The organism is Dactylosporangium sp. NPDC005572 (assembly GCF_040605515.1).
Lineage (GTDB): Bacteria > Actinomycetota > Actinomycetes > Mycobacteriales > Micromonosporaceae > Dactylosporangium.
The window spans coordinates 104,402-126,621 of sequence record NZ_JBEXCY010000012.1 but is presented as its reverse complement, the minus strand read 5'-3'; the positions used below and the strand labels follow the sequence as shown (position 1 = coordinate 126,621).

15 protein-coding genes are annotated in these 22,220 nt (G+C 72.5%); 8 read left to right on the top strand and 7 right to left on the bottom strand.

Translation table 11 applies throughout. The features are described 5' to 3' along the window. Positions 1-173: 173 nt before the first annotated feature. Positions 174-1,136, bottom strand: a complete 963-nt coding sequence (locus ABZS66_RS09645; RefSeq protein ID WP_354756660.1) for a LysR family transcriptional regulator — start codon at positions 1,134-1,136, stop codon at positions 174-176. An 857-nt stretch (positions 1,137-1,993) separates the two neighbouring features. On the opposite strand from ABZS66_RS09645, the gene ABZS66_RS09640 reads away from it, so the two are divergent. Beyond that, positions 1,994-5,677, top strand: coding sequence for a family 78 glycoside hydrolase catalytic domain (locus tag ABZS66_RS09640; protein ID WP_354756659.1), 3,684 nt, complete (start codon positions 1,994-1,996; stop codon positions 5,675-5,677). Between the two features lie 67 nt (positions 5,678-5,744). Here the strand turns inward: ABZS66_RS09640 and ABZS66_RS09635 are convergent, their stop codons facing one another. From ABZS66_RS09635 to ABZS66_RS09625, 3 genes are read right to left on the bottom strand one after another with little or no spacing between them, the layout of a single operon-like run. Then, entirely contained in the window at positions 5,745-7,835 is a 2,091-nt protein-coding gene (locus ABZS66_RS09635; protein WP_354756658.1) for a DEAD/DEAH box helicase, read from the bottom strand. 36 nt (positions 7,836-7,871) lie between these two features. Then, on the bottom strand, positions 7,872-11,549 hold the full coding sequence (locus tag ABZS66_RS09630; RefSeq protein WP_354756657.1) for a PQQ-dependent sugar dehydrogenase: 3,678 nt from the start codon (positions 11,547-11,549) through the stop codon (positions 7,872-7,874). A 59-nt stretch (positions 11,550-11,608) separates the two neighbouring features. Beyond that, a complete protein-coding gene (locus ABZS66_RS09625) occupies positions 11,609-12,247 on the bottom strand; it encodes a hypothetical protein (protein WP_354756656.1) in 639 nt (212 codons plus the stop codon). On the opposite strand from ABZS66_RS09625, the gene ABZS66_RS09620 reads away from it, so the two are divergent. Then, on the top strand, positions 12,237-12,449 hold the full coding sequence (locus ABZS66_RS09620; protein ID WP_354756655.1) for a heavy-metal-associated domain-containing protein: 213 nt from the start codon (positions 12,237-12,239) through the stop codon (positions 12,447-12,449). The genes ABZS66_RS09625 and ABZS66_RS09620 overlap by 11 nt on opposite strands. Beyond that, positions 12,436-13,311, top strand: a complete 876-nt coding sequence (locus ABZS66_RS09615) for a hypothetical protein (RefSeq protein WP_354756654.1) — start codon at positions 12,436-12,438, stop codon at positions 13,309-13,311. Before ABZS66_RS09620 ends, ABZS66_RS09615 begins: the two co-directional genes overlap by 14 nt. 71 nt (positions 13,312-13,382) lie before the next feature. Here the strand turns inward: ABZS66_RS09615 and ABZS66_RS09610 are convergent, their stop codons facing one another. Continuing rightward, positions 13,383-15,080 (bottom strand): DEAD/DEAH box helicase, encoded by a 1,698-nt coding sequence (locus ABZS66_RS09610; RefSeq protein WP_354756653.1) that lies wholly within the window; start codon positions 15,078-15,080, stop codon positions 13,383-13,385. A gap of 232 nt (positions 15,081-15,312) precedes the next feature. On the opposite strand from ABZS66_RS09610, the gene ABZS66_RS09605 reads away from it, so the two are divergent. Continuing rightward, the gene (locus ABZS66_RS09605; protein ID WP_354756652.1) at positions 15,313-15,984 is read left to right on the top strand and encodes a ferritin-like fold-containing protein; all 672 of its coding nucleotides are present in this window, start codon (positions 15,313-15,315) and stop codon (positions 15,982-15,984) included. 43 nt (positions 15,985-16,027) lie between these two features. Here the strand turns inward: ABZS66_RS09605 and ABZS66_RS09600 are convergent, their stop codons facing one another. Next, positions 16,028-16,261, bottom strand: a complete 234-nt coding sequence (locus tag ABZS66_RS09600; RefSeq protein WP_354756663.1) for a DUF3107 domain-containing protein — start codon at positions 16,259-16,261, stop codon at positions 16,028-16,030. 75 nt (positions 16,262-16,336) lie between these two features. Further along, positions 16,337-16,975, bottom strand: a complete 639-nt coding sequence (locus ABZS66_RS09595) for a TetR/AcrR family transcriptional regulator (RefSeq protein ID WP_354756651.1) — start codon at positions 16,973-16,975, stop codon at positions 16,337-16,339. Positions 16,976-17,145: 170 nt separating this feature from the next. Here ABZS66_RS09595 and ABZS66_RS09590 point away from each other — a divergent pair, with 170 nt between their 5' ends. Genes ABZS66_RS09590 through moeZ form a run of 4 tightly spaced genes read left to right on the top strand, consistent with a single transcriptional unit; the run spans position 17,146 to position 22,182 of the window. After that, the gene (locus ABZS66_RS09590; RefSeq protein WP_354756650.1) at positions 17,146-19,032 is read left to right on the top strand and encodes a hypothetical protein; all 1,887 of its coding nucleotides are present in this window, start codon (positions 17,146-17,148) and stop codon (positions 19,030-19,032) included. A gap of 22 nt (positions 19,033-19,054) precedes the next feature. Continuing rightward, the gene (locus tag ABZS66_RS09585; RefSeq protein WP_354756649.1) at positions 19,055-20,089 is read left to right on the top strand and encodes an alpha/beta hydrolase; all 1,035 of its coding nucleotides are present in this window, start codon (positions 19,055-19,057) and stop codon (positions 20,087-20,089) included. Positions 20,090-20,095: 6 nt separating this feature from the next. Next, the gene (locus ABZS66_RS09580; protein ID WP_354756648.1) at positions 20,096-20,962 is read left to right on the top strand and encodes a DUF3152 domain-containing protein; all 867 of its coding nucleotides are present in this window, start codon (positions 20,096-20,098) and stop codon (positions 20,960-20,962) included. Between the two features lie 41 nt (positions 20,963-21,003). Further along, positions 21,004-22,182, top strand: coding sequence for an adenylyltransferase/sulfurtransferase MoeZ (gene moeZ, locus ABZS66_RS09575; protein ID WP_354756647.1), 1,179 nt, complete (start codon positions 21,004-21,006; stop codon positions 22,180-22,182). Positions 22,183-22,220: the final 38 nt, after the last annotated feature.

The window sequence follows — 22,220 nt, the reverse complement described above, 5'->3', positions numbered from 1 at the left end:
CGCGGCTCGCGTTCTGGTCCGTCAACCGCGACCGCCCCTGCCCCGGCGGCGGCGTGGTCTCCAACTGCAGCGGCATCTCCCAGAACAACTGGCAGTTCACCCAGATCACAGCCACCTTCACCGGCTAGGCGCACCGCGCGGGCCCGGCGTCTCCACGCCGGGCCCGTCCGCGTTCAGAGCGCCAGCATGCGCCGGTCGGGGTGGCGCCCGAGCCAGGCCGAGTACCGCTCGTTCTTGCGCACCGCGTCCGCGTAGGCCTCGATCGCGTAGGCCCACACCTGACCGGCCACGTCCGCCGCCGGCCCGTCCGGCAGCCAGCCCATCATCTGCCGCCAGTGCAGCGGCGCCCCGGCGATCGGCACCGCCGTCAGCCCGGCCATCGGCCGCAGCGTCGCCTGGCACAGCCCGACCGCGTCTCCCGACTCGATCAGGTCGATGGCGCCGCGCACCTCGGTCTCGAACAGCACCTTCGGCGTGAACCCGGCCCGCGCGCAGGCCGCCGCGTGGCACGCCGAGAAGCAGCCGTCGCCGGGGGCGGCCACCCACTGCGCCTCCGCGAGCTCGGCCAGGTCCACCTCGTCCCGTACGGCGAGCGGGTGCCCCTCGGGCAGCAGCAGGAACACGGGGTCGGCCGCCACGACCCGCCAGGCGAGCCCGGAGTCGGTCGCCGGCGGCGCGTCGCCGCAGGCGCCCACGAGCACGAAGTCGAGCTTGCCGGACAGGACCAGGTCGCCGAGCTCGGCCGAGGACCAGCTGGCATGGGTGCTGACCTGGGCCCCGGGGTGGTTGGACGTGATCCGATGGACCAGCCCGCCGAGGATGGGCCCGTTGACGGCCCCGATCCGGTACCGCCCGGCGTTCCCCGCCGTGCTGGCCAGCCGCGTCGCCTCGTCCTGCAGCCCCTTCACGGCCGGCAGCAGCACCCGGGCCCGCGCGAGCACCAGCTCGCCCAGCGGCGTCGCTCTGGCGCCCCGGCGGTCACGCTCGAACAGCAGCCCGCCGAGCGCCCGCTCGATCCGCTGCAGCTGCGCCGTCAGGGCGGGTTGGGCGAGTCCAAGCACCGAAGCGGCCTTGGTGACGCTGCCGGCGTCCGCGATCGCGCACACGACCCGCAGGTGCCGCAGCTCCAGATCCATACAGTGACGGTAGGGCGTCGGAGGGATGGACAGAAGACCCCGGAGCCATCGAGAGTTTCCACTTTCACATACCGACACATCATCGAAACACATGAGCGGCCACCCCCCCAGCCGCCACGAACGCCCCAAGCCGGCCCGGCGGCCGGGGCCGGGCCGGCGTGGTGGCCGGGCGATGGCCGGGTCGCTGGCCTGCCGGGCCGGGGTGCCGACCTGGCGTGGTGGCGGGCGTGGATGGGCTGGATGGTGGCCGGGGTGGCGCGGTGGCCGGGCGGGAGCCGTGGCGGGGCAGGGGCGGTGGCCGGCGTGCTGGTCGGGCTGGCGTGGTGCCCCGCGCCGCGCGGCGAGGCCATCCCGGCAACCCAGCAGATCCGGCCAACGTTCATGGACACCGCACCAGGGATGCTGGGGTGGCGCGGCGGCCGGGCAGGGGCGGTGCGCCGGGGCTGAGGTGGCGTGCTGGTCGGGCGATGGCCGGGCGGACGCCGGGTGGGGTGGTGCGGACGTCGGATGGGGCGGGGCGCTGGGCGGTGGGATCGGGGGCCGGCGAGCGGTCGCGGCTCGCGGTGGCCCTTCCGGCAGGCGGCGGAGCCGATTGCTGCCTCCAGGGATCGTCGCCGTGCACGTGGCCAGATCGCCGCATGATCGACGGAAACATCTGGCTGTCATAGCGACCAGAACTCGCCATCGATCATGGACCGCCCCGGCGGATGGCCGCAGCGGCGGTGATTGCCGCGAAGCGATTGCGCATCGACCAGCGTCTCACTACAGTGAGCCCACTGACATCTTGTGAAACGTTTAAAACCACCGACCGAATGAAACGTTTCACAAGTCCATACCCGCAGAACAGGAGCACCGCCATGCCCCTGCAGCCTCGCCGTGCGCTCGTCGCGGCGACCGTCGGTACCCTCGTCGCCGCACTGCTCGTCGTCCCGCCCTCGCCGGCCCTCGCCGCCGCGCCGGTGAGCCTCGCCGGCGCCCACTGGATCTGGTATCCCGAGGGTGACCCGCGCACGTCGGTCCCGGCCGACGTGCGGTACTTCCGCAGGACCTTCACTGCCCCCGCCGGCGCCGTCAGCGAGGCGCAGCTCGTGCTGACCGGCGACGACACGGTCGATGTCTGGGTCAACGGCAAGCCCGTCGCCGGCTCGCCGCGCGTCGCCGACTCCTGGCACAACGCGGTCTACGTCGACCTGCAGGCCGGCCTTGTCGGCGGTACCAACACGATTGCGGTTGCGGCGCGGAACTCCACGGCCGGCCCGGCCGGCGTGCTCGGCCGGCTGCGGGTCGTGGCCGCCGGCGGGACCGTCGACCTCGTCACCGACGGCGGCTGGAAGGCCGGCCTCAACGTGCCGACCGGCTGGGAGCAGCCCGGCTTCGGCGACAGCGGCTGGCCGGCCGCGCGCGACTCGGGCGCGTACGGCATCTCGCCCTGGAACTCGGACGTCGTCGCGCCCAACCCCGACGCCGCGTCGCCGCTCAGCGTGAGCAGCGCGACCGTCGAGCACCGGGCCAACCCGCTCGGCGTCGACGCCGCCCAGCCGCGCTTCGGCTGGAAGCTCGCCGCGAGCGGAGGCGCCACCACCCAGCGCCAGGCCGCGTACGAGATCGCCGTCTCGAACACCACCGCGAACGCCGGCGACGTGTGGTCCAGCGGCCGGGTCGCGTCGGACCGGCAGGTCGACGTCGTCTACGGCGGTCCGGCGCTGGTCAGCCTCAAGCGGTACTACTGGCGCGTCCGCGTCTGGGACGCCCAGGGCCGGCCGAGCGCCTGGAGCGCCACGCAGTTCTTCGAGACGGGCCTGCGCGCACCGGCGACGGAGTGGACCGGCGACTTCGTCGGGCAGCCCGCGACCGGCGCCGACCTCTCCGGGGCGACCTGGATCTGGTACCCCGAGGGCGATCCGGCCGCCGGCGTGCCGGTCTCGACGCGGTACTTCCGGCGCACGTTCACCCTGGCCGCCGCGCCGACCGACGCCCAGCTGGTCGTCACCGGCGACGACAGCGCCGACGTGTGGGTCAACGGCGTGCAGGTCAGCTCGTCGCCGCGGGTCTACCAGTCGTGGCAGCAGGCGGCGGTCGTCGACCTTCGGGGCCGCCTCACCGCCGGCACCAACACGATCGCCATCGCCACCGACAACACCACGCAGTCGCCCGCGGGCATGATCGCCAAGCTGACCGTCGCCGGTGCCGCGACCATCACCACCGACGCGAGCTGGAAGGCGTTCCAGAGCGCGCCGGGCGGCTGGAACCAGCCCGGCTTCAACGACGGGTCGTGGCCGGCGGCGCGCGCCGTCGCGACCTACGGCAGCGGGCCCTGGGGCTCGAACGTCGTGGTCGCGAAGGCCGCCCCGCTCGTGCGCAAGGCGTTCACGGTGAGCAAGCCGGTCGCCTCGGCGCGGCTGCTCACCACCGCGCTGGGGCTGCACGAGACGCGGCTCAACGGCGCGAAGGTCGGCGCCGACGTGCTCGCGCCCGGATGGACCGACTACACCAAACGCCTCCAGTACAAGGTCTACGACGTCACGGGACAGCTGCGCCAGGGCGAGAACGCGCTGGGCGCGTGGCTGGGGAACGGCTGGTACTCCGGGAGCCTCGGCTTCGCCGGCAGCCAGCGATACGGTACCCAACCCTGGTACTCCGCCGTGCTCCTCATCACCTTCAGTGACGGCACCACCACGACCGTCCGCACCGACAACAGCTGGAAGGTCGCGACCGGCCCGATCCGCGCCGACGACCTCTACAACGGCGAGACGTACGACGCCCGGCTGACCGTCGCCGGCTGGGACGCGCCCGGCTTCAACGACGCGTCGTGGGCGGCGGTCCAGGTCAGGAGCGGCGCCAAGCCGAACCTGGTGTCCCAGGTCGACAACGGCGTGACCGTGCAGCAGGAGTTCCAGCCGGTGGCGGTGACGCAGCCGCAGGCCGGCGTGTGGGTCTTCGACCTCGGCCAGAACTTCACCGGCTGGAACCGCGTCGCGCTCAGCGGCCCGGCCGGCACGACCGTCACCATCCGCCACGCCGAGGTCCTCAACCCGAACGGCACCATCTACACGACCAACCTGCGCGGCGCGCAGGCCACCGACCGTTTCACGCTCGCCGGCACCGGCGGCACCGAGACCTACGAGCCGCGGTTCACCGTGCACGGCTACCGGTACGTCGAGCTCACCGGACTGCCGGCCGGCTTCACGCCGACCGCGTCGACCGTCACCGGCCGCGCGGCCTGGACGAGCGGCAACCAGTCGGGCACGCTGACCACCTCGAACGCCCTGGTGAACCAGCTCCAGCACAACATCCTGTGGGGCGAGCGGTCGAACATGCTCTCCATCCCGACCGACTGCCCGCAGCGCGACGAGCGCCTGGGGTGGACGGGTGACATCGCGATCTTCGCCGGTACCTCGACGTTCAACGTCGACGTGCAGGCCTTCCTCGACAAGTACACCGACGACCTGGTCGACGCCCAGCGCACCGACGGGGCGTTCACCGACGTCGCGCCGGGCGTCTGCTGCGGCGCCGGCACCGCCGGCTGGGGCGACGCGGGCGTCATCGTCCCGTACACGCTGTGGCAGCGGTACGGCGACATCCGGGTGGTCGACGAGCACTTCGCCGCGATGGCCCGCTGGGTCGACTACCTGCGCTCGACGTCGGGCGCCGACCTGATCCGCAACCAGCCGACGTACGGCGACTGGCTCAACGTCAACGACAACACCGCGCAGGACGTCATCTCGACGGCCTTCTTCGCCTGGTCGGCCCGGCTCGTGTCGCGGATGGCCGCGGCGACCGGGCGCACGAGCGAGGCGGCGTCGTACGGCCAGTTGGCCGACCAGGTCGCCGCCGCGTTCACCAGCCGGTTCGTCGCGGCGGACGGCACGGTGAGCGGCAACACCCAGACCGGCTACGTGCTCGCCCTGGCCTTCGGCCTGCTCCCGGCGAACCGCGTGCAGGCGGCGGCCGACCGGCTGGCCGCCCGGGTGGCGGCGGCCGGCGGTCACCTGACGGTCGGCTTCCTGGGCGTGGAGAACCTGCTCCCGGTGCTGGCGGCCAACGGCCACGCGGCCACGGCGTACCAGATCCTGCTCCAGCCCGGCTTCCCCGGCTGGGGCTACATGAACAGCCGCGGCGCCACCACGATCTGGGAGCGCTGGGACGGCATCCGCACCGACGGGTCGTTCAACGACCCGGGCATGAACTCCTTCAACCACTACGGCCTGGGTTCGGTGGGCGACTTCCTGTACCGCCAGGTCGGCGGCCTGTCCCCGGCGTCTCCCGGCTACGCGTCGCTGCTCGTCGCCCCGGTGCCGGGCGGCGGCCTGACGTCGGCGTCGTCGTCCTACGAGACGCCGTACGGCCGGGCGGTGAGCGACTGGTCGATCTCGGGCGGCACCGTGACCCTGCGGGTGACGGTGCCCGCGGGCGCCTTCGCCACGGTCAAGGTCCCGACCTCCCAGCCGGGCTCGATCCAGGCCCCGGCCCAGGCGGTCCCGATGGGCGGCGGCACGTACTCCGTCGGCTCGGGCAGCTACACCTTCACCGCCCCTGCGTGACCGCATGAAGGCTGGGACGGCGTCCGCTCGGGCGCCGTCCCAGCTGGTCCGACGTAAAAGGCCGGCGTCAGGCCGACACGGCCAGCGCGAACGGCAGCACCCCGCGGGCGCCGGCCTGGACCAGCAGCCGGGCCACGATCGCCATCGTCCAGCCGCTGTCGACCAGGTCGTCCACGAGCAGCACCGGGCCTTCGGCCGAGCGGACCGCATCCGCCAGGCCGGGGGACACGGCGAAGGTGGAGTGCAGGGCCCGGACCCGCTGGGCGCTGTTGGTGCGGGAGGCGGCGTCGGCCGCGGCGCCGGAGGTCACCGTGCCGAGCAGCGGCAGGCGGCCGACCGCCGCGATCCGCTCGCCCAGCGAGGCGACCAGCTCGGGCGTGCTGTGCGAGGCGATCACGACGACGCCGACCGGCCGCTCGGGCCAGCGGTCGTCGCCCTTCGCCCACTCCGCCAGGGTGGCGACCACGCCGTTGAACACGTCGTCGGGGAGCGGCCCGTCGGGCGCGGCCAGCAGGCGGCGCAGCTTGTCGCCCCAGCCCAGGTCGCTGAGCCGCCCGATGGCCCGGCCCGGCAGGAACTGCTCGCCCGCCGGGATCTTGCCCGACAGCGGCACCCCGATGGCCGGCAGCCCGGTCGGCCAGAGCCGCCGCGGGGCGATCTCGACGCCGGCCCGCCCGAGGTGGGCCCGGGCCGAGGCCAGCGTCTCGTCGGACACGGAGGTCGGATACCAGGCGCCGGCGCAGGTGTCGCAGCGCCCGCAGGGGACGGCGCCCGGATCGTCGAGCAGCATCCGGAGGTACTCCATCCGGCACGTCGTCAGCGCCGCATACTGCCGCATGGACTCCTGCTCGGCGGCCCGGGCCTCGGCGATGCGGGCATAGCGCGTGGTGTCGTGCACCCACGGCTCGCCGGTCGACTCCCAGCCGCCCTTGACCCGGCGGACGGCGCCGTCGACGTCGAGGACCTTGAGCATCAGCTCCAGCCGGTTGCGGCGCAGCTCGACCCGCGGCTCCAGGGCCGCCGTCGACAGCGGCCGGCCGCTGCCGGCCAGGACGTCGAGCACCTCGCGCACCTGCCCCTCGGGCGGGAAGGCGAGCGACGCGAAGTAGCGCCAGATGGCGGCGTCCTCGGCGCCGGGCAGCAGCAGGACGTCGGCCTGGTCGACGGCCCGCCCGGCCCGGCCGACCTGCTGGTAGTAGGCGATCGGCGACGCCGGCGCGCCCAAGTGCACCACGAAGCCGAGGTCGGGCTTGTCGAAGCCCATGCCGAGCGCCGACGTGGCGACGAGCGCCTTGATCCGGTTGTCGACCAGGTCGGCCTCGGCGGCGCGGCGGTCGGCGTCCTCGGACTGGCCCGAGTAGGCCGCCACCTCGTAGCCCTGGGCCCGCAGGTAGGCGGTCGCCTCGTGGGCGCCGGCGACGGTCAGCGTGTAGATGATCCCGGAGCCGGGCAGGTCGCGCAGGTGCTCGCCCAGCCAGGCGAGGCGGTGCGCGGCCGAGGGCAGGGTGAGCGCGCCGAGCCGCAGCGACTCCCGGTCGAGCGAGCCGCGCAGCACCAGCGCGTCGCCGAGCTGCTCGGCCACGTCGGCGGTGACCCGCGCGTTGGCGGTCGCGGTGGTCGCGAGCACCGGCGTGCCGGGGGAGAGGTCGAGCAGCAGCGTGCGCAGCCGCCGGTAGTCGGGGCGGAAGTCGTGGCCCCAGTCGGAGACGCAGTGCGCCTCGTCGACCACCAGCAGGCCGGTGGTGGCGGCCAGCTTGGGCAGCACGTTGTCGCGGAAGTCGGGGTTGTTGAGCCGCTCCGGGCTGACCAGGAGCACGTCGACCGCGCCCGCCGCGATCTCGCCGGTGATCGCGTCCCACTCCTCCAGGTTGGCGGAGTTGATCGTGCGCGCGCTGATCCCGGCCCGGGCCGCGGCGTCGACCTGGTTGCGCATGAGGGCGAGCAGCGGCGACACGATCACCGTCGGCCCGGCGCCGCGGGCGCGCAGCAGGGCGGTGGCCACGAAGTAGACGGCCGACTTGCCCCAGCCGGTGCGCTGCACGCACAGCACCCGCCGTCGGTCGCCGACCAGGGCCGAGATGGCGGCCCACTGGTCCTCCCGCAACTCGGCGGCAGGACCAGCGAGCCTCTTCAGTACCGCAGAAGCTTCCTCAAACACACCCCGACGCTAGCAACGGGGTACGACAGAAACCCATCAGGAAGGCGTGAACCGTACCGCCTTGCCCGAGGCCAGCAGCGCCTGGTTGAACAGGTATTGCACGGCTGCGGTACCGGTCGCGTTCTCCACCCCGACGGTCGCCCCGCTGCCCTTCTCCACGTCGTTGTCCAGGCCGGAGTAGTACATCGTGATCGTGCCGTCGGGTGCGAACGCCACCGAGAAGGTGATCCGGTTGTGCACCCCGTTGCCGTAGATGTACGGGTTGCGCCATTCGATCACCACCGAGCCGTCGACCGTGGCCATCCGCACCGACGCCGAGCCGTCGACCACCAGGTCGTCCCAGAACGGGTACACGGTGGCGTTCGGCACCGCGCTGGACGGCAGCGCCGAGTGCTCGACGTACGTCGTGCCCGGGTTCACGAACGAGATCTTGCCGTTCGTGTCGACCCAGGCGGTCGAGTACGTCTGGCCGTAGAGCTTCACCGGCGCCGGCAGGGTCACCTGCGCGATGTTGTCGTCGCCGGTGAGCGGCAGCACGGTCGTGTCGGCGGCCACGAACGGCGTGGTCAGCGTCGTGACCGCGTACGAGCCGGGCTCCACGGGCGGCGGCGCCGCCGGCACGGTCAGGTTCACCGTCTTGGACGACGAGTTGAGCGTCGCGGACGTCGAGGTCGACTGGCCGTTGTAGGTCGCCGTGACGGTGTAGGTGCCGTAGGCCAGGTCGCTGAACGCGTACGCCCCGCCGGCCCCGGACGTCGTCGACCCGGTGCCGGGCGTCAGCGTCACCGTGGCGCCGGAGACCGCACCGCCGCCCTCGACGGAGACGGTCCCGGAGATGGTGCCGGTCGAGGCCGGCGGCGGGTCGGTGGTGCCCCCGCCACCCGGCGCGGTGAAGACGATCGCCCGGCCGGACTGCAGCTTGGGCGTGTTCACCGAGTACGCCAGGCCGATCGAGCCGTCGGCGTTCTCGATGCCGACCGTGGCCGAGCTGCCCTTCTCGAAGTCGTTGTCGAGGCTCGAGTAGTTGGTGATCACGTCGCCGTTCTCGGAGAGGATCGCCTCGAAGGTGACCCGGCGACTCGTGTTGCCGTAGATGTACGGGTTACGCCACTCGATGACGAACTGCCGGTTCGGGGCGGAGCCGAGCGTCGTCGTCCGCACCGACGCGTTGGCGTCGACGACCAGGTCGTCGTGGAACGCGTAGACGGTCGCGTTGGGCGCCGCCGAGTTGGGCAGCGTCCCGTTCTGCCAGGTGGCCGCGCCGTTCGGGTTGGTGAAACTGACCAGGCCGTTGGTGTCGACCCAGGCGGTGGAGTAGCTCTGCCCGTACAACTTGATCGCGAACGGCAGCGTGATCTGCTGCGTGCCCTCGTCACCGGTCAGGGACAGCACCGTGTCGGCGTTGTTGAACGTCTTCGTCTGCGTCGTGCACACGTAGCCGAACGAGTCCGAGCACGTCCCGCCGCCGGTCGCGGTGTAGCTGGCGGTGTAGGTCGTGTTCGTCGTCGGCGCCGTGACGACCTGCGTGGCGGCGCCGCCGTTGCTCCACGAGTCGAACGCGTACGAGGTGCCCGAGAGCGTCTGCGGGGTCGGCGCCGACACCGTCTGCGTCGACTTCTGGATCACCGTCTGGGTGAACGGCGTGACGCCGGTGACCGACCCGACCGTCACGTTCAGGCCGGCGGGCACCGAGTTGAACGTCAGGTTGACCGTCTTCGGGTCGACCCGCCGGGTGACGGTGGTGCTCAGCCCGCTGCTGTCGGTCGCGGTGAGCCGCAGCTCGACGTACGACGGGTACTCGTGGTCGGGCCCGATGAACGACCCGGAGGCCCCGTCGACCTCGGTGATGTAGTGCTGGTGGCAGTTGTCGGGCGTGGCGCAGTGCTGGAGGATCAGCTGCCAGTGCAGGTTGGCCGCCGGGATGGTGCCGTCCTGCGCGTCGGTCGCGTGGCCCGTGAACGTCACCGTGTCGTTGGTCGCCCAGGTGAGGCCGGCCGCCGGGGTGTCGATCACCGGCACGGGCGCACTGGTGCCCACCATGATCTGCAGCGTCTTGGTGTCCGACAGCCCGCCGGCGTCGGTGACCCGCAGCTTCGCCTGATACGTGCCGGCCGTCGTGTAGGTGTACGAGGCCGTCGTCCCGACCGCGTCCCAGGTGCCGTCGCCGGTGAAGTCCCACTGGTACGTCAGGACGTCGCCCGCGTTCGGGTCGCTCGTCCCGGCCGCGGTGAAGTGCACGGCCAGCGGCGGCGCGCCGCTCGTCGTGTCGGCGCCGATGACGGCCACCGGCGGCTGGTTGCCGGCGTTGTAATTGATCCGGCGGACGGTGCCGCCGTCGATGTCGACGTAGTACAGGTCGCCGCCGGGCCCGATCTCCAGGTCGACCGGCCCGGCCGCGCCCGGCGCGAACGTGTCGATCTTCGCCGGGTCGGGCGTGCCGTTGGTCGCCCTCATCGCGTAGATGCAGTTGCGGGCGTAGTCGGCCCAGAACAGCGCGCCCTGGTACGCGGCCGGGTAGCTGCCGCCGGAGGTCGGGTAGAACGCGACGCCGGTCGGGCTGGAGCCGCCGGTCGGGCAGCCGTCGTTGGCGTTGACCTGCTGGTGGTGCCCGTAGGTGTAGACCGGGCCGGTGCTGGTGTTGTTGCTGTACAGCGACTGGCACAGCGCGAGGCCGGCGTCGCGGTACCCGGGCTGCTGCGAGTTGCCCTCGAAGCAGGGCCAGCCGAAGTTGGTCAGCGGCGTGGCGAGCGGGTTGGGCAGCCGGTTGATCTCCTCCCACGTCCGCCAGCCGACGTCGCCGATCCAGATCTCGTTGGTGCCGGGCTTGAACGTCCACCGGTACGGGTTGCGCAGGCCGTACGCCACGATCCGGCGCGCGTTCGGGTCGGTGGTGGCGTTGTACATCGGGTTGTCGGTCTTGGCGGCGCCCGTGTTCGGGTCGATCCGGATGATCGTGCCGCTCAGCCCGGCCGGGTCCCCGGTCGTGCGGATGTCCTGCGAGCGCAGCGCGCCGCCCTCGGCGGTCGGCGGGCTGAGCGCGGCGCCGGTCCCGCCCGGCGGGTCTCCGCACGGGTTGACCGGGTTGCCCTGCTGCCCCCAGTCCGTGAAGACCGGGCTGGCGCCCTCGCCGCCGCTCACGTACAGCGCGCCGTCCGGGCCGAACGCCACGTCGCCGACGCTGTGCGTCTCGAACTGCTGGCACCAGTCGTTGATCAGCACCTGCTCGGTGCCGGTCCACGTGTTGCCGCTCGCGGTCAGCTTGGACAGCCGGCCGCTCACGATGCAGCCGGTGCCGGGCGTCGGGCAGGTGTCGCCGATGTCGAGGCCGCCGCCGATCGGCTGGGTCCACGTGTAGGTGACGTAGACCGAGGGGTTCGACGGGAAGTTCGGCGGCAGCGCCAGCCCGAGCAGGCCCTTGTCCTCGTTGTCGTGCACCCGGCCGGACAGGTCGGCGAACACGGTCGGCGTCGGGTCGGACAGGCTGTCGAACACCTTGATGGCGCCGCCCTTCTCGGCCACGAAGACGCGGCCGTCGGGCGAGAAGACCAGTTTGGTGGGGTGGTTGAGGCCGGAAAGGACGACCTGTTCCGAGAAGCCCGTCGGTAGCGTGGTGGCCGCCGTCGCGGTCGGTGGCGCGGTGAATGCCGCCGTGATCGGCACGCTCAACGCGAGCGCGAGGCCGAAAGCTATTCGGGACCGGCGGGGACGCCTCATTGACAGCACTCCTGGGGGCGGATGCGCAGGGAAGAGTCAGTAGATTCCCTGTGTCCGGTTCATGCTGTCGTGAAGCCGACGCTCACGCCTCCGCCGTTAGGACACAAACAAGGTCGCTGAGCCGCATAGTCGGCCGGCCATAGCCGACAATCGGTGCATAGGCGAGCAGGCGCACCGTTGTGCGGCAGCACCACGCCCGCTTCCTTCCAGGCGGCCATGGTCAGCCCTGTGCAGTCGTCCGAGTCCGGTCCGTCGGCGCCCCATTGGTACACCTTTCCGAGCCGCTCGTCCGCGTATTTCACGGCCCGCCCGGCGGCGTCGTCCGCGAATACCGGACGATATCCGTCCATCAGGGCGCCCCGCGGCATCCAGGGCCGCCCGTTCCTGCGATTCGATCGCTGCTTTCCGGGCGCCGGGCTCCGCTTCCCGCACGCTTTGTTGAAGCTGCAACCTATCCAGGTGAAAGCGTTCTTCGCCGAGTTCCCGTTGGGGTTCTCGATGGCATTCAGGGCGGTCGTACGGCCGCGTTCCAGGCGGGCGGGTCGGCGCCGCTGGGCGGTGGATCGCAGGTCGTCGCGCACGGCGTTGTACCGTTCGATGACGCCCTCCGGTAAGTGCTCAACCCCGCGTGTCACCAACGCTACAATTTGGACAAAGGTCACGAAAGTCCCGCAAAGGGTGGTTGCGATGTCCTTCACATCCGCATATACGGTCAACGGCATGACCTGCGGCCATTGCATCAGCGCGGTGACGGAGGAGCTGACCCGGCTTCCGGGAGTGCACGAGGTCCGGGTCGAGCTGCCGACCGGCACCGTCATGGTCACCAGCGACGGGCCGCTGCCGCTGGACGAGGTCCGCACCGCGGTCGACGAGGCGGGGTACGAGCTTGTCGGGATTTAGGGCGCCGCTCGTGGCGGCCGGCCTGGTGGCCGCGCTGCTGCTGGGCTTCGTGATCGCCCGGACGACCGGCTCGTCCGCGTCCGACGGCGCCGCCCCGCCGGCGGCCCCGGCCACCGCGCTCCCGTCGCACTCGCACGGCGGGGCGGTGACCGGCGACCTGTCCGGGGTCTCGCTGAGCGCCGGCGGCTTCACCCTGGTCCCGGCCGCCGTTGCTTTCGCCGCAGGTGTACCGCAGCAGTACGCGTTCCGCGTGCTCGGCCCCGACGGCAAGCCCGTCACGCGGTACGTGCTCAATCATGAAAAATTGATGCACTTCGTGGTGGTCCGGCGGGATCTCGGCGGCTTCCAGCACCTGCACCCGGCGATGTCGCCCGACGGCACCTGGACCGTGCCGTTGACGCTGCCGTCGCCGGGGGTGTTCCGGCTGTACGCCGACTTCGTGACGTTCGACCCGACCGGCCAGCAGGTGCCGTTGACGCTGGCGGTGGACGCGACCGTGCCCGGCAACTACGCCCCGGTCGCGCTGCCGGCGGTGGCCCGCACGGCGGAGGTGGACGGCCTGACCGTCAGCCTGGAGGGCACGCCGCAGGTCAACCAGACCCAGCCGCTGTCCCTGCGGGTCTTCGCGAACGGCGCCCCGGTCACCGACCTGGAGCGCTACCTGGGCGCGTACGGCCACCTGGTCGTCGTCCGCGAGGGCGACCTCGGCTTCCTGCACGTGCACCCGGAGGACCAGCTCGTGGGCGGCGCGGTGAAGTTCTGGATCGCGGCTCCGAGCTCGGGCCGCTACCGCATGTACTTCGAGTTCCAGCGCGCCGGGGTGGTCCACCGCGCCGAGTTCACGGTGGAAGTCCCCGCCTGACGCCCGCCCCGCCCGTGGGCAGGAAAAAGGCGGACGCCGCGTCGGCGTCCGCCCTTTTCGCGCTGCGGTGCTCAGTCCTCCGTGGACTCGGCCGTCTCGGTGGCGCCGCCCCGGCCGCGGCCGCCGCGGCGGCGACGGCGGGTGCGGGCGCGCGGGGCGCCCTCGCCGGCGGCCTCCGGGTCGGCGGTGACGACCACGGTGGCGTCGTCGGTGGTCTCGGCGGTGGCCTCGACCACCCGGCGGCGCCGGGTGCGGGCCGGGCGCGGCTCGCTCTCGGTGGCGGCCTCGGTGACCTCGCCGGCCTCGGTCGGCGCCGTCAGCTCGGCGCCGCCCTCCTCCGCCTCGCCCCGCCGACGGCGGCGACGCTGGCGGCGCGGGGCCGACGACGTCTCCGTCTCGGTGGACGGGGCGGACGAGCCGCGGCCGCGGGTGCGGCCCCGGGTGCGGCCGCGCGGCTTGCCCTCGACGTCTTCGAGCTGCTCGGCCGCCAGGCCGGCCCGCTTGCGGTCGGCGGTGGGCAGGGAGCCCGTCGTGCCGTCCGGGATGTCGATGTCGGTGAGCAGGTGGGCCGAGGTGTGGTAGGTCTCCGGGGGCTCCGGCAGGTCCATGCCCAGGCTCTTGTCGATGATCCGCCAGCGGGGCATGTCCTCCCAGTCGACGAACGTCACGGCGACGCCCGTCGCGCCCGCGCGGCCGGTGCGGCCGATGCGGTGGGTGTAGGTGTCCGGGTCCTCGGGGCAGTCGTAGTTGATGACGTGCGTGACGCCCGAGACGTCGAGGCCGCGGGCGGCGACGTCGGTGGCCACCAGCACGTCGATCTTGCCGGCGCGGAAGGCGCGGAGGGCCCGCTCGCGGGCGCCCTGCCCGAGGTCGCCGTGCACGGCGGCCGCGGCGAACCCGCGGAAGTCGAGGTCCTCGGCGACGCGGTCGGCGGCCCGCTTGGTCCGGCAGAAGATCATGGTCAGGCCGCGGTCGTTCGCCTGCAGCACCCGTGCCACGATCTCGATCTTGTTCAGCGGGTGCGTGCGGTAGACGAACTGCTTGGTCAGCGGCGACGGGCCGGTGCTCGCGTCGTGGTGGGCGTGGATCGTCATCGGCTGGCGCAGGAACCGCCGGGCAAGCGTCACGATCGGGTCGGGCATCGTCGCCGAGAAGAGCATCGTCTGCCGGTCCTCCGGCAGCAGCGTCAGGATGCGCTCCACGTCGTCGAGGAAGCCCAGGTCGAGCATGCGGTCGGCCTCGTCGAGCACCAGCGCGCGCACCGAGTGCAGGCGCAGGTGCTTGCTCTTGGAGAGGTCGAGGAGGCGGCCGGGCGTGCCGACCACGATCTCGACGCCCTTCTGGAGGGCGTCGACCTGCGGCTCGTAGGCGACCCCGCCATACAGCGGGAGGACGCGCACGCCACGGGTCTTGCCGGCGGCGGCGATGTCGCGGGCCACCTGGAGGCCCAGCTCGCGGGTCGGCACCACGACGAGTGCCTGCGGGAGGCCGTCGGCGCCCTCGCCGGGCGCGGTGACCCGGTCGAGGAGCGGCACGCCGAAGCCGAGGGTCTTGCCGGTGCCGGTCGGCGCCTGGCCGATGAGGTCGGTGCCCCGCAGGGCGATGGGCACCGCATACTCCTGGATCGCGAACGCTCGCGTGATGCCGACCGCCTCCAGGGCCGCCACGGTCTCGGGCCGGGCGCCCAGGTCGGCGAAGGTCGGGCTGTCTGCGCGCACGGGTGCGCGGGGGGCCACCGTCTCGGCGGCCTCGGTGTTGTCGATCGTCATGTTGTGCTCAGGGTGTCTCTCTCGCGGGAGCGCCCCTGAAACTGCTGGGTGCGCTCAAATGGATAGGGCGCGGGCCACACGCGACCGATGAACGTGGTCGCGGGCTACAAGCGCCTGTCGCCTGGGCTAGGGTCCGCCCAAGGCCGTTTGAGCCAGTGTAACGGCCCGGGCGCTGTTCTGCTCACCACACGTTGGGGAGGCCGGAGGTGAACCGGCGGGGTAGTGTGCCGACGTGTCCGATGTCACCCCGGCCGTCCAGGCGACGGCCGAGCCCTCCCGCGAGGCCGTCGTCGACCTCCTGGGCATGCTCGCCTATGGCGAGCTGGTCGCGTTCGACCGCATGGCCGCCGACGCGCGGCTGGCCCCCGACCTGCGCCGCCGCGCGGTGCTGAGCGAGATGGCGGCGCGCGAGATCACCACCTACTGCCGCCTGGCGGACCGCCTGGCGGAGCTGGGCGCCGACGCGGAGACCGCCATGCGGCCCTACGTCCGGGCGCTGTCGGACTACCACGCCCAGACCGAGCCGGCCGACTGGCTGGAGGGCCTCGCGAAGGCCTACATCGGCGACGGCATCGCCGATGACTTCACGCGCGAGGTCGCCGCGGTCCTCGCGGCGCCCGACCGCAACCTCATCCTCGACGTGCTGCACGACTCGCGCCACGCCGACTTCGCCGCCGACGAGCTGCGGGCCGCGATCGCCGCCGATCCCAGGGTCGCCAACCGGCTGTCGATGTGGGCCCGGCGACTGGTCGGCGAGGGCATCTCGCAGGCGCTGCGGGTGGCCGGGGAGCGCCCGTCGCTGGCCTCGCTGCTGGCGATCGGCGGCACCGACTTCCAGGCCCTGCTCAAGCGCCTGACCAGCGCGCACACGGCACGCATGGTGGCCGTGGGGCTGAACAACTGAAAAGGGGCAGGACGGCCGTCCCACCCCTCCTCCGATGAGCGTCTCAGCGCGCGGTGGAGAACCCGACCGGGCGCGGCGACGACTCGGCGATCTCCACGTAGGCGATCTTGGCGACCGGCACGATGACCCGGCGGCCCTTCTCGTCCACCAGGTTCAGCACACCCTTATCGCCATTCTCGATCGCGTCGGTGACCGCAGTTTCGACCTCGGCCGGCGACTGGTTGCTCTCCAGCACCAGCTCCCGAGGCGCGTACTGCACGCCGATCTTGACCTCCACGTCTTCCTCCTTGATCGGGCTGCGGCGCGGCCGTGCGTCGGCCCGCACACCCAGTGTGGTTGAAGACTAACGCGATCAGGCGTGTTCGCCGTGCAGGGGGAAGCTCGCGATGCCCCGCCACGAGAGGGCGGTGAGCAGCGCCTCGGCGTCGGCCTTCGCGACCTGGCGGCCGCCGGCCAGCCAGAAGCGCGCGGCGGTCTCAGCGGCGCCGACGAGACCCGACGCGAGCAGCTCGGCGCGGGCGCGGCTGACGCCGGTGTCAGCCATGATCGTGTCGGTGATGGCGGCGATGCACCCGTTCTCGACCCGGTCGACCCGCTCGCGGACGGCGGGGTCGTTGCGCAGGTCGGACTCGAACACGAGGCGGAATGCCTCGCTCTCGTGGTCGATGAAGTCGAAGTAGGCCTGGATGGCGCCGCGCACGCGCTCCTTGTTGTCCGTCGTGGCCTCCATGGCCGAGCGGACCCGGGAGACCATCGCGTCGCAGTGCGTGTCGAGCAGGGCCAGGTAGAGCTCGAGCTTGCCGGGGAAGTGCTGATACAGGACCGGCTTGGAGACACCGGCGCGCTCGGCGATGTCGTCCATCGCGGCCGCGTGGTATCCCTGTGCCACGAACACCTGCTGCGCCGCGGCGAGCAACTGCTTGCGCCGCGCCGACCTGGGCAGCCGCACGGGCCGTCCGGCCGCCTGCGTGCCGCTCATCGCCGAGGTCATGTTCACCATCCGGATTTGGGTCGAGATTGCAACTTACCCCCTTTCCGCCCACACGGTAGCCTCACCTAGGGGCGACGGAGGAGCACGCGGTGGACGAAACGGGGCAAGCCGGAAGCCCGAACGAGACGGCCGCAGTTCGCGGCGGTCGAACCTACGCGGAGGCGCACAGGGTGTCCGACACCAGCGGGTCCAACGGTTCGACACCGAGCGATGACGCGCTCGAAGCGATCGTGACGGCCTGGCGCGAGCCCGCCACCGGTGCTATCGCCGGCCGTGCCGTGGTCAGCGGTGGTGTGAACGGTGCCGCTGGATCGCGCGGCCGGGCCGAGGTGCGTTCGCCGTTCTCCGACATGCTGGCCCCGGTGAGCCCGCCCGTCTCGGCGCCGCCGCCCGTTCAGCCATCGACGTCGACCCTTCACTACGGTCATTACGGGCCGGACGGACAGGGTTGGCCGACGTCCACCCACGCGGGCGAGCCGCCGCAGGCCCTCCAGGCCGCCCCCGGCACCGTCTACGGCGCCCAGCCGCCCGCGGAGCCCCAGCGCCCGGTGTCCCCGGCGCCGTATGAGCAGCCGTACGAGCAGCCCCACCAGCAACAGCCCCACCAGGCCTACGAACAGCAGCCCCACCAGGCCTACGAGCAACAACCCCACCAGCCCCACCAGGCCTACGAACAGCACCAGCAACACCAGCAGCACCAGCAGGCCTACGAACAGCCGCATCAACAGGCCTACGAGCAGCCGCACCAGCCGGTCTATCAGCAGCCGTACCAGCACCAGGCCTACCACCCACAGGCGTACGAGCAGCAGGCCCGCGACGACTGGGCGGCCTACCAGGAGCAGCAGTACCAGGAGCAGCAGGCGCCCCAGCTCCAGCCGCAGTGGGGCCCGCCGCAGCAGCAGCCGCAGCAGCCCGAGGACTTCGACTGGGCCGCCGCCCCGTCCCAGCCGCTGCCGGCCCAGCGCGCGCCCGCCGACGACCCGCTGGTCGGCCCGCTGCCGGCGCAGCTGCTCGGCTCCGGCACGCAGATGGCGGCCGAGCCGGCGATGCCCAGCCTTGCCGACGCCCTGCCCACCCCGGCGTACGACCCGCCGGAGCTGCCGCAGCGCGTCCCTTCCCAGCCCGACGTCCCGCAGGTACCGGAGACTGAGCCCGTGATGTCCGAGGCGGGCGCGCCCGACCTGGCCCGCATCGCCACCTACCTGCGCGAGGACGAGGACGAGGAGCCGAGCCCCGACGGGCGGCCCGACGGCTTCGACATCCCGGCCGTGCTGCGGGCCGTGCAGGGCGTGTCCGGCGTCCGCGAGGCGACCGTGCGCAAGAACCCCGACGGCGTGCACACACTGCGCCTCGAGCTGCTCGACGAGGCCGACCCGGGCCAGGTCAGCCGGGCCGTCGCGCGCCTGCTCAACGAGCGGATGGGCCTGGCCGCCGAGCCCAACCTGCCGGGCTTGTTCGCGCCCGCGCCGGAGCCGGCGCCGCCGCGCCCGCCGGTGCGGAACACGACCAACGCGCCGCACAGCGCGCTGCCGGGGTACGGGCGGGAGGCCCGCCGCCGGCGTCCGGTCAGCGGCGTCCGTCGTGGGGCCGAGGTCGTCCCGGCCGAGCAGGCCCAGCCGGTCCTGGTCGGGCCGCAGCCGGCCTCCGCGATCTCGTCGGCGCGGGTCGTGATCGACTCGGTCGACGTCAACACGCAGGGCATCGACGCCATGGTGGAGGTCCGGCTCATCGCCGACGGCCAGCCCGCGGTCGGCGTCGCGAGCGGCCCCAACGTCGACGGCTACATGTTGCGGCTCGCCGCCGCGGCCGCCGGCTCCGCGGTCGACCAGCTCCTGATCGACGCCGACGGCACGGCGCGGGGGCGCTGTTACATCGAGCACGCCGCCGTTGTACCGATGGGTGGTTGCGAGGTCGCCGTCGTTGTGCTCCTGCTGATGTACGACGGCGCGGTCGAGCAGCTCACGGGCTCGGCGGTGGTCACCGGCGACCCCCGGCAGGCCGTCGTGCGGGGCACCCTGGCCGCGGTCAATCGCCGGCTGGAGGCCCTTCTCCCGTGACCCGCTGGGGCACACTGGGAGTATGAAGAGAGCTTCTCTTGTCCCGGAGTTCACCGTCCCGTCACCTGAGAAGCTCCCGGAACACTGGCCCGGCCGGGCCGTCGACCTCGACGGCCGGGTCGCCTATGTGCGCGACACCCCGGCGACGGCGCCCGGCGCCCAACCGGCGGTCTACGTCCACGGCCTGGGCGGCTCGTCGACCAACTGGACCGACCTGGCGGGCGTGCTCGCCCCGCGGCTCGACGGGCAGGCGATCGACCTGCCCGGCTTCGGCTACAGCGGGCGGGCCCGCAGCTACTCGCTGAGCGCGATGGCCGACCACGTCGTGCGCTGGATCGAGTTCAGCGAGCGCGGCCCGGTCCACCTGTTCGGCAACTCGATGGGTGGCGCCGCCGCGGTGAAGGTCGCCGCCACCCGGCCCGACCTGGTCCGCTCGCTGACGCTGATCTCGCCGGCGATGCCGTTCCTCGACCCGCGCCGCTCGCTGCAGGGCCGGGTGGTACCGCTGCTGCTCCTGCCCAACGCGGCCCGCCTGGCCCGCACGCGGATGTCGGCGATGGACCCCGAGGTGCTGGCCGACATGGTCATCGAGTCCTGCTACGCGGATCCGGCGCGCTACCCCGAGCAGCGCCGCACGGAGGCGATCGAGGAGGCGCGCCTGCGCCACACGGTGCCGTGGTACGCGGAGGCGTACGTCGGCAGCCTGCGCGGCCTGGTCGGCTCGTTCCTGCGGGCGTACCTGCCGGGCGAGGGCTCGATGTGGCGCGCGGCGGCGAAGATCACGGCGCCCACGCTCGTCATCGCCGGCCGGCAGGACCGGCTGGTCGACATCCGCACCGCGCCGCAGGTCGCCCAGCTCATCCCCGACAGCCGGCTGATGATGCTGGAGGGCGTCGGCCACGTGGCCCAGATGGAGGTGCCGCGCACCGTCGCCCGTGCCGTGCTCGGGCTGCTCGACGAGCTGGCGCAGACGGCGCAAGCGGCCACCGAGCCGGTTGCAGAACGGTTGCGGACCGGGGTCCGGGCAAAGCGGGCACAGGTGCGCATGGCAAGCTGAGCGTCGATGGCGAGCGAGCTGAGGTCACGCACCGACCGGCGCCGAGCCCCGGTGTCACTGCCCAGCGACCCCGGCGAGGCGCGCAACGTCGTCCGGGCCGCTCGCCACCGCCGCCGCCTCAAGGCCCGCCACCGCCGCTACGTGGTGGCCGGCGTCATGGCGTTCGCCGGCCTGCTCGCCCTGCTGGGCCTCGGCCGGCAGTTCCTCCTCGACGGCGACGACGCCCCGTCGCCCGTGGTCCGGGCGGCCGCGACGCCCATGCTCGCCCCGCCCTCCCAGCCGGCCAACCCGCCGCCCGACGCCGGCCCCGCCGCGGGCGAGGGCACGTTCACGTACGCGACGGCCGCCGGTCCGGTCGCGGGCGGCGCCGGGACGCTGAAGAAGTACCGCGTGGCCGCCGAGCGCGGCTCGGGCCAGGAGGCGGACCCGTTCGCCGCGGTGATCGAGCAGACGTTCGCCGACCCGCGCGGCTGGACGGCCGGCGGCCAGGTGCGCCTGCAGCGGGTCGCCGGCGAGGGCACCGCCGACTTCACGATCTTCCTGGCCACGCCCGCGACGTCCGAGAAGATGTGTGGTACCGCCGGGCTGCACACCGACGGCTACAGCTCCTGCCGGATCACGGGCAAGGTGATCATCAACCTGGCGCGCTGGCTCACCGCCGTCCCGAAGTACGGGGCGCCGGTCGCGGACTACCAGCAGTACGTCATCAACCACGAGGTCGGTCACGAGCTCGGCAACGGCCATGAGGCGTGCCCGGGGCCCGGCAAACCGGCACCTGTGATGCAGCAGCAGACCTACGGGCTGCAGGGCTGCGTGGCCAACTCCTGGCCGTACCTCGACGGTCAGCGGTACGCGGGGACCAAAGTGCCGTAGCTCACGCGGAATTGTCGGTCGGGCGCGGCAGAATGAGAACCATGTCGCTGCCTCCTCTGGTCGAGCCCGCCGCCGACCTGTCCGTCGACGAGGTCCGTCGCTACTCCCGGCACCTGATCATCCCCGACGTGGGTGTTGCCGGACAGAAGCGCCTCAAGAACGCCAGGGTGCTGTGTGTGGGCGCCGGCGGCCTCGGATCGCCGGCACTGATGTATCTCGCGGCCGCCGGTGTGGGCACGCTGGGCATCGTCGAGTTCGACACCGTCGACGAGTCCAACCTCCAGCGCCAGATCATCCACGGCCAGTCGGACATCGGCCGGCCGAAGGCGGAGTCCGCGCGCGACTCGGTGCTCGAGATCAACCCCTACGTCAACGTCGTGCTGCACAACGAGGCGCTGTCCAACGACAACGTCATGGAGATCTTCCAGCAGTACGACCTCATCATCGACGGCACCGACAACTTCGCCACGCGCTACATGGTCAACGACGCGGCGGTGCTGCTCGGCAAGCCCTACGTGTGGGGTTCGATCTACCGCTTCGACGGCCAGGCGTCGGTGTTCTGGGCCGAGCACGGCCCCTGCTACCGCTGCCTCTACCCGGAGCCGCCCCCGCCCGGTATGGTCCCGTCCTGCGCCGAGGGCGGCGTGCTCGGCGTGCTCTGCGCCTCGATCGGCGCGATCCAGGTGACCGAGGCGATCAAGCTGCTGACCGGCGTGGGCGACACCCTGCTGGGCCGACTGATGGTCTACGACGCCCTGGAGATGAGCTACCGCAAGATCAAGCTGCGCAAGGACCCGAACTGCGCGATCTGCGGCGAGAACCCGACGGTCACCGGCCTGATCGACTACGACGACTTCTGCGGCGCCGTCTCCGACGAGGCCCAGGCCGCGACGGTCGGCTCGACGATCACCGCGAGCGAGCTGAAGGACTGGATCGACTCGGGCAAGCCGATCGACCTCGTCGACGTGCGCGAGCCCGCCGAGTGGGAGATCGTCCGCGTGCCGGGCGCCCGCCTGGTGCCGAAGGGCGAGATCCTCAACGGCAACGCGCTCGCCGGGCTCCCCCAGGACCGCCAGATCGTCCTGTACTGCAAGAGCGGTGTCCGCTCCGCCGAGGCATTGGCCGCCGTCAAGGCCGCCGGCTTCAAGGACGCGGTCCACGTGCAGGGTGGGGTGGTTTCCTGGGTGAAAACCGTCGATCCCTCACTGCCGGTGTACTAGGTCAACACGCGGGGCGGTGGAGCGGGCGGTACCGTACG

What these genes read in the sequence shown, in the direction of transcription:
- ABZS66_RS09585 (WP_354756649.1), top strand. Translation starts at nt 19,055, where the DNA reads ATGAAGAGAGCTTCTCTTGTCCCGGAGTTCACCGTCCCGTCACCTGAG.
- ABZS66_RS09640 (WP_354756659.1), top strand. Translation starts at nt 1,994, where the DNA reads ATGCCCCTGCAGCCTCGCCGTGCGCTCGTCGCGGCGACCGTCGGTACC.
- ABZS66_RS09580 (WP_354756648.1), top strand. Translation starts at nt 20,096, where the DNA reads ATGGCGAGCGAGCTGAGGTCACGCACCGACCGGCGCCGAGCCCCGGTG.
- ABZS66_RS09630 (WP_354756657.1), bottom strand. Translation starts at nt 11,549, where the DNA reads ATGAGGCGTCCCCGCCGGTCCCGAATAGCTTTCGGCCTCGCGCTCGCG.
- ABZS66_RS09595 (WP_354756651.1), bottom strand. Translation starts at nt 16,975, where the DNA reads ATGACCTCGGCGATGAGCGGCACGCAGGCGGCCGGACGGCCCGTGCGG.
- moeZ (WP_354756647.1), top strand. Translation starts at nt 21,004, where the DNA reads ATGTCGCTGCCTCCTCTGGTCGAGCCCGCCGCCGACCTGTCCGTCGAC.
- ABZS66_RS09610 (WP_354756653.1), bottom strand. Translation starts at nt 15,080, where the DNA reads ATGACGATCGACAACACCGAGGCCGCCGAGACGGTGGCCCCCCGCGCA.
- ABZS66_RS09645 (WP_354756660.1), bottom strand. Translation starts at nt 1,136, where the DNA reads ATGGATCTGGAGCTGCGGCACCTGCGGGTCGTGTGCGCGATCGCGGAC.
- ABZS66_RS09620 (WP_354756655.1), top strand. Translation starts at nt 12,237, where the DNA reads ATGTCCTTCACATCCGCATATACGGTCAACGGCATGACCTGCGGCCAT.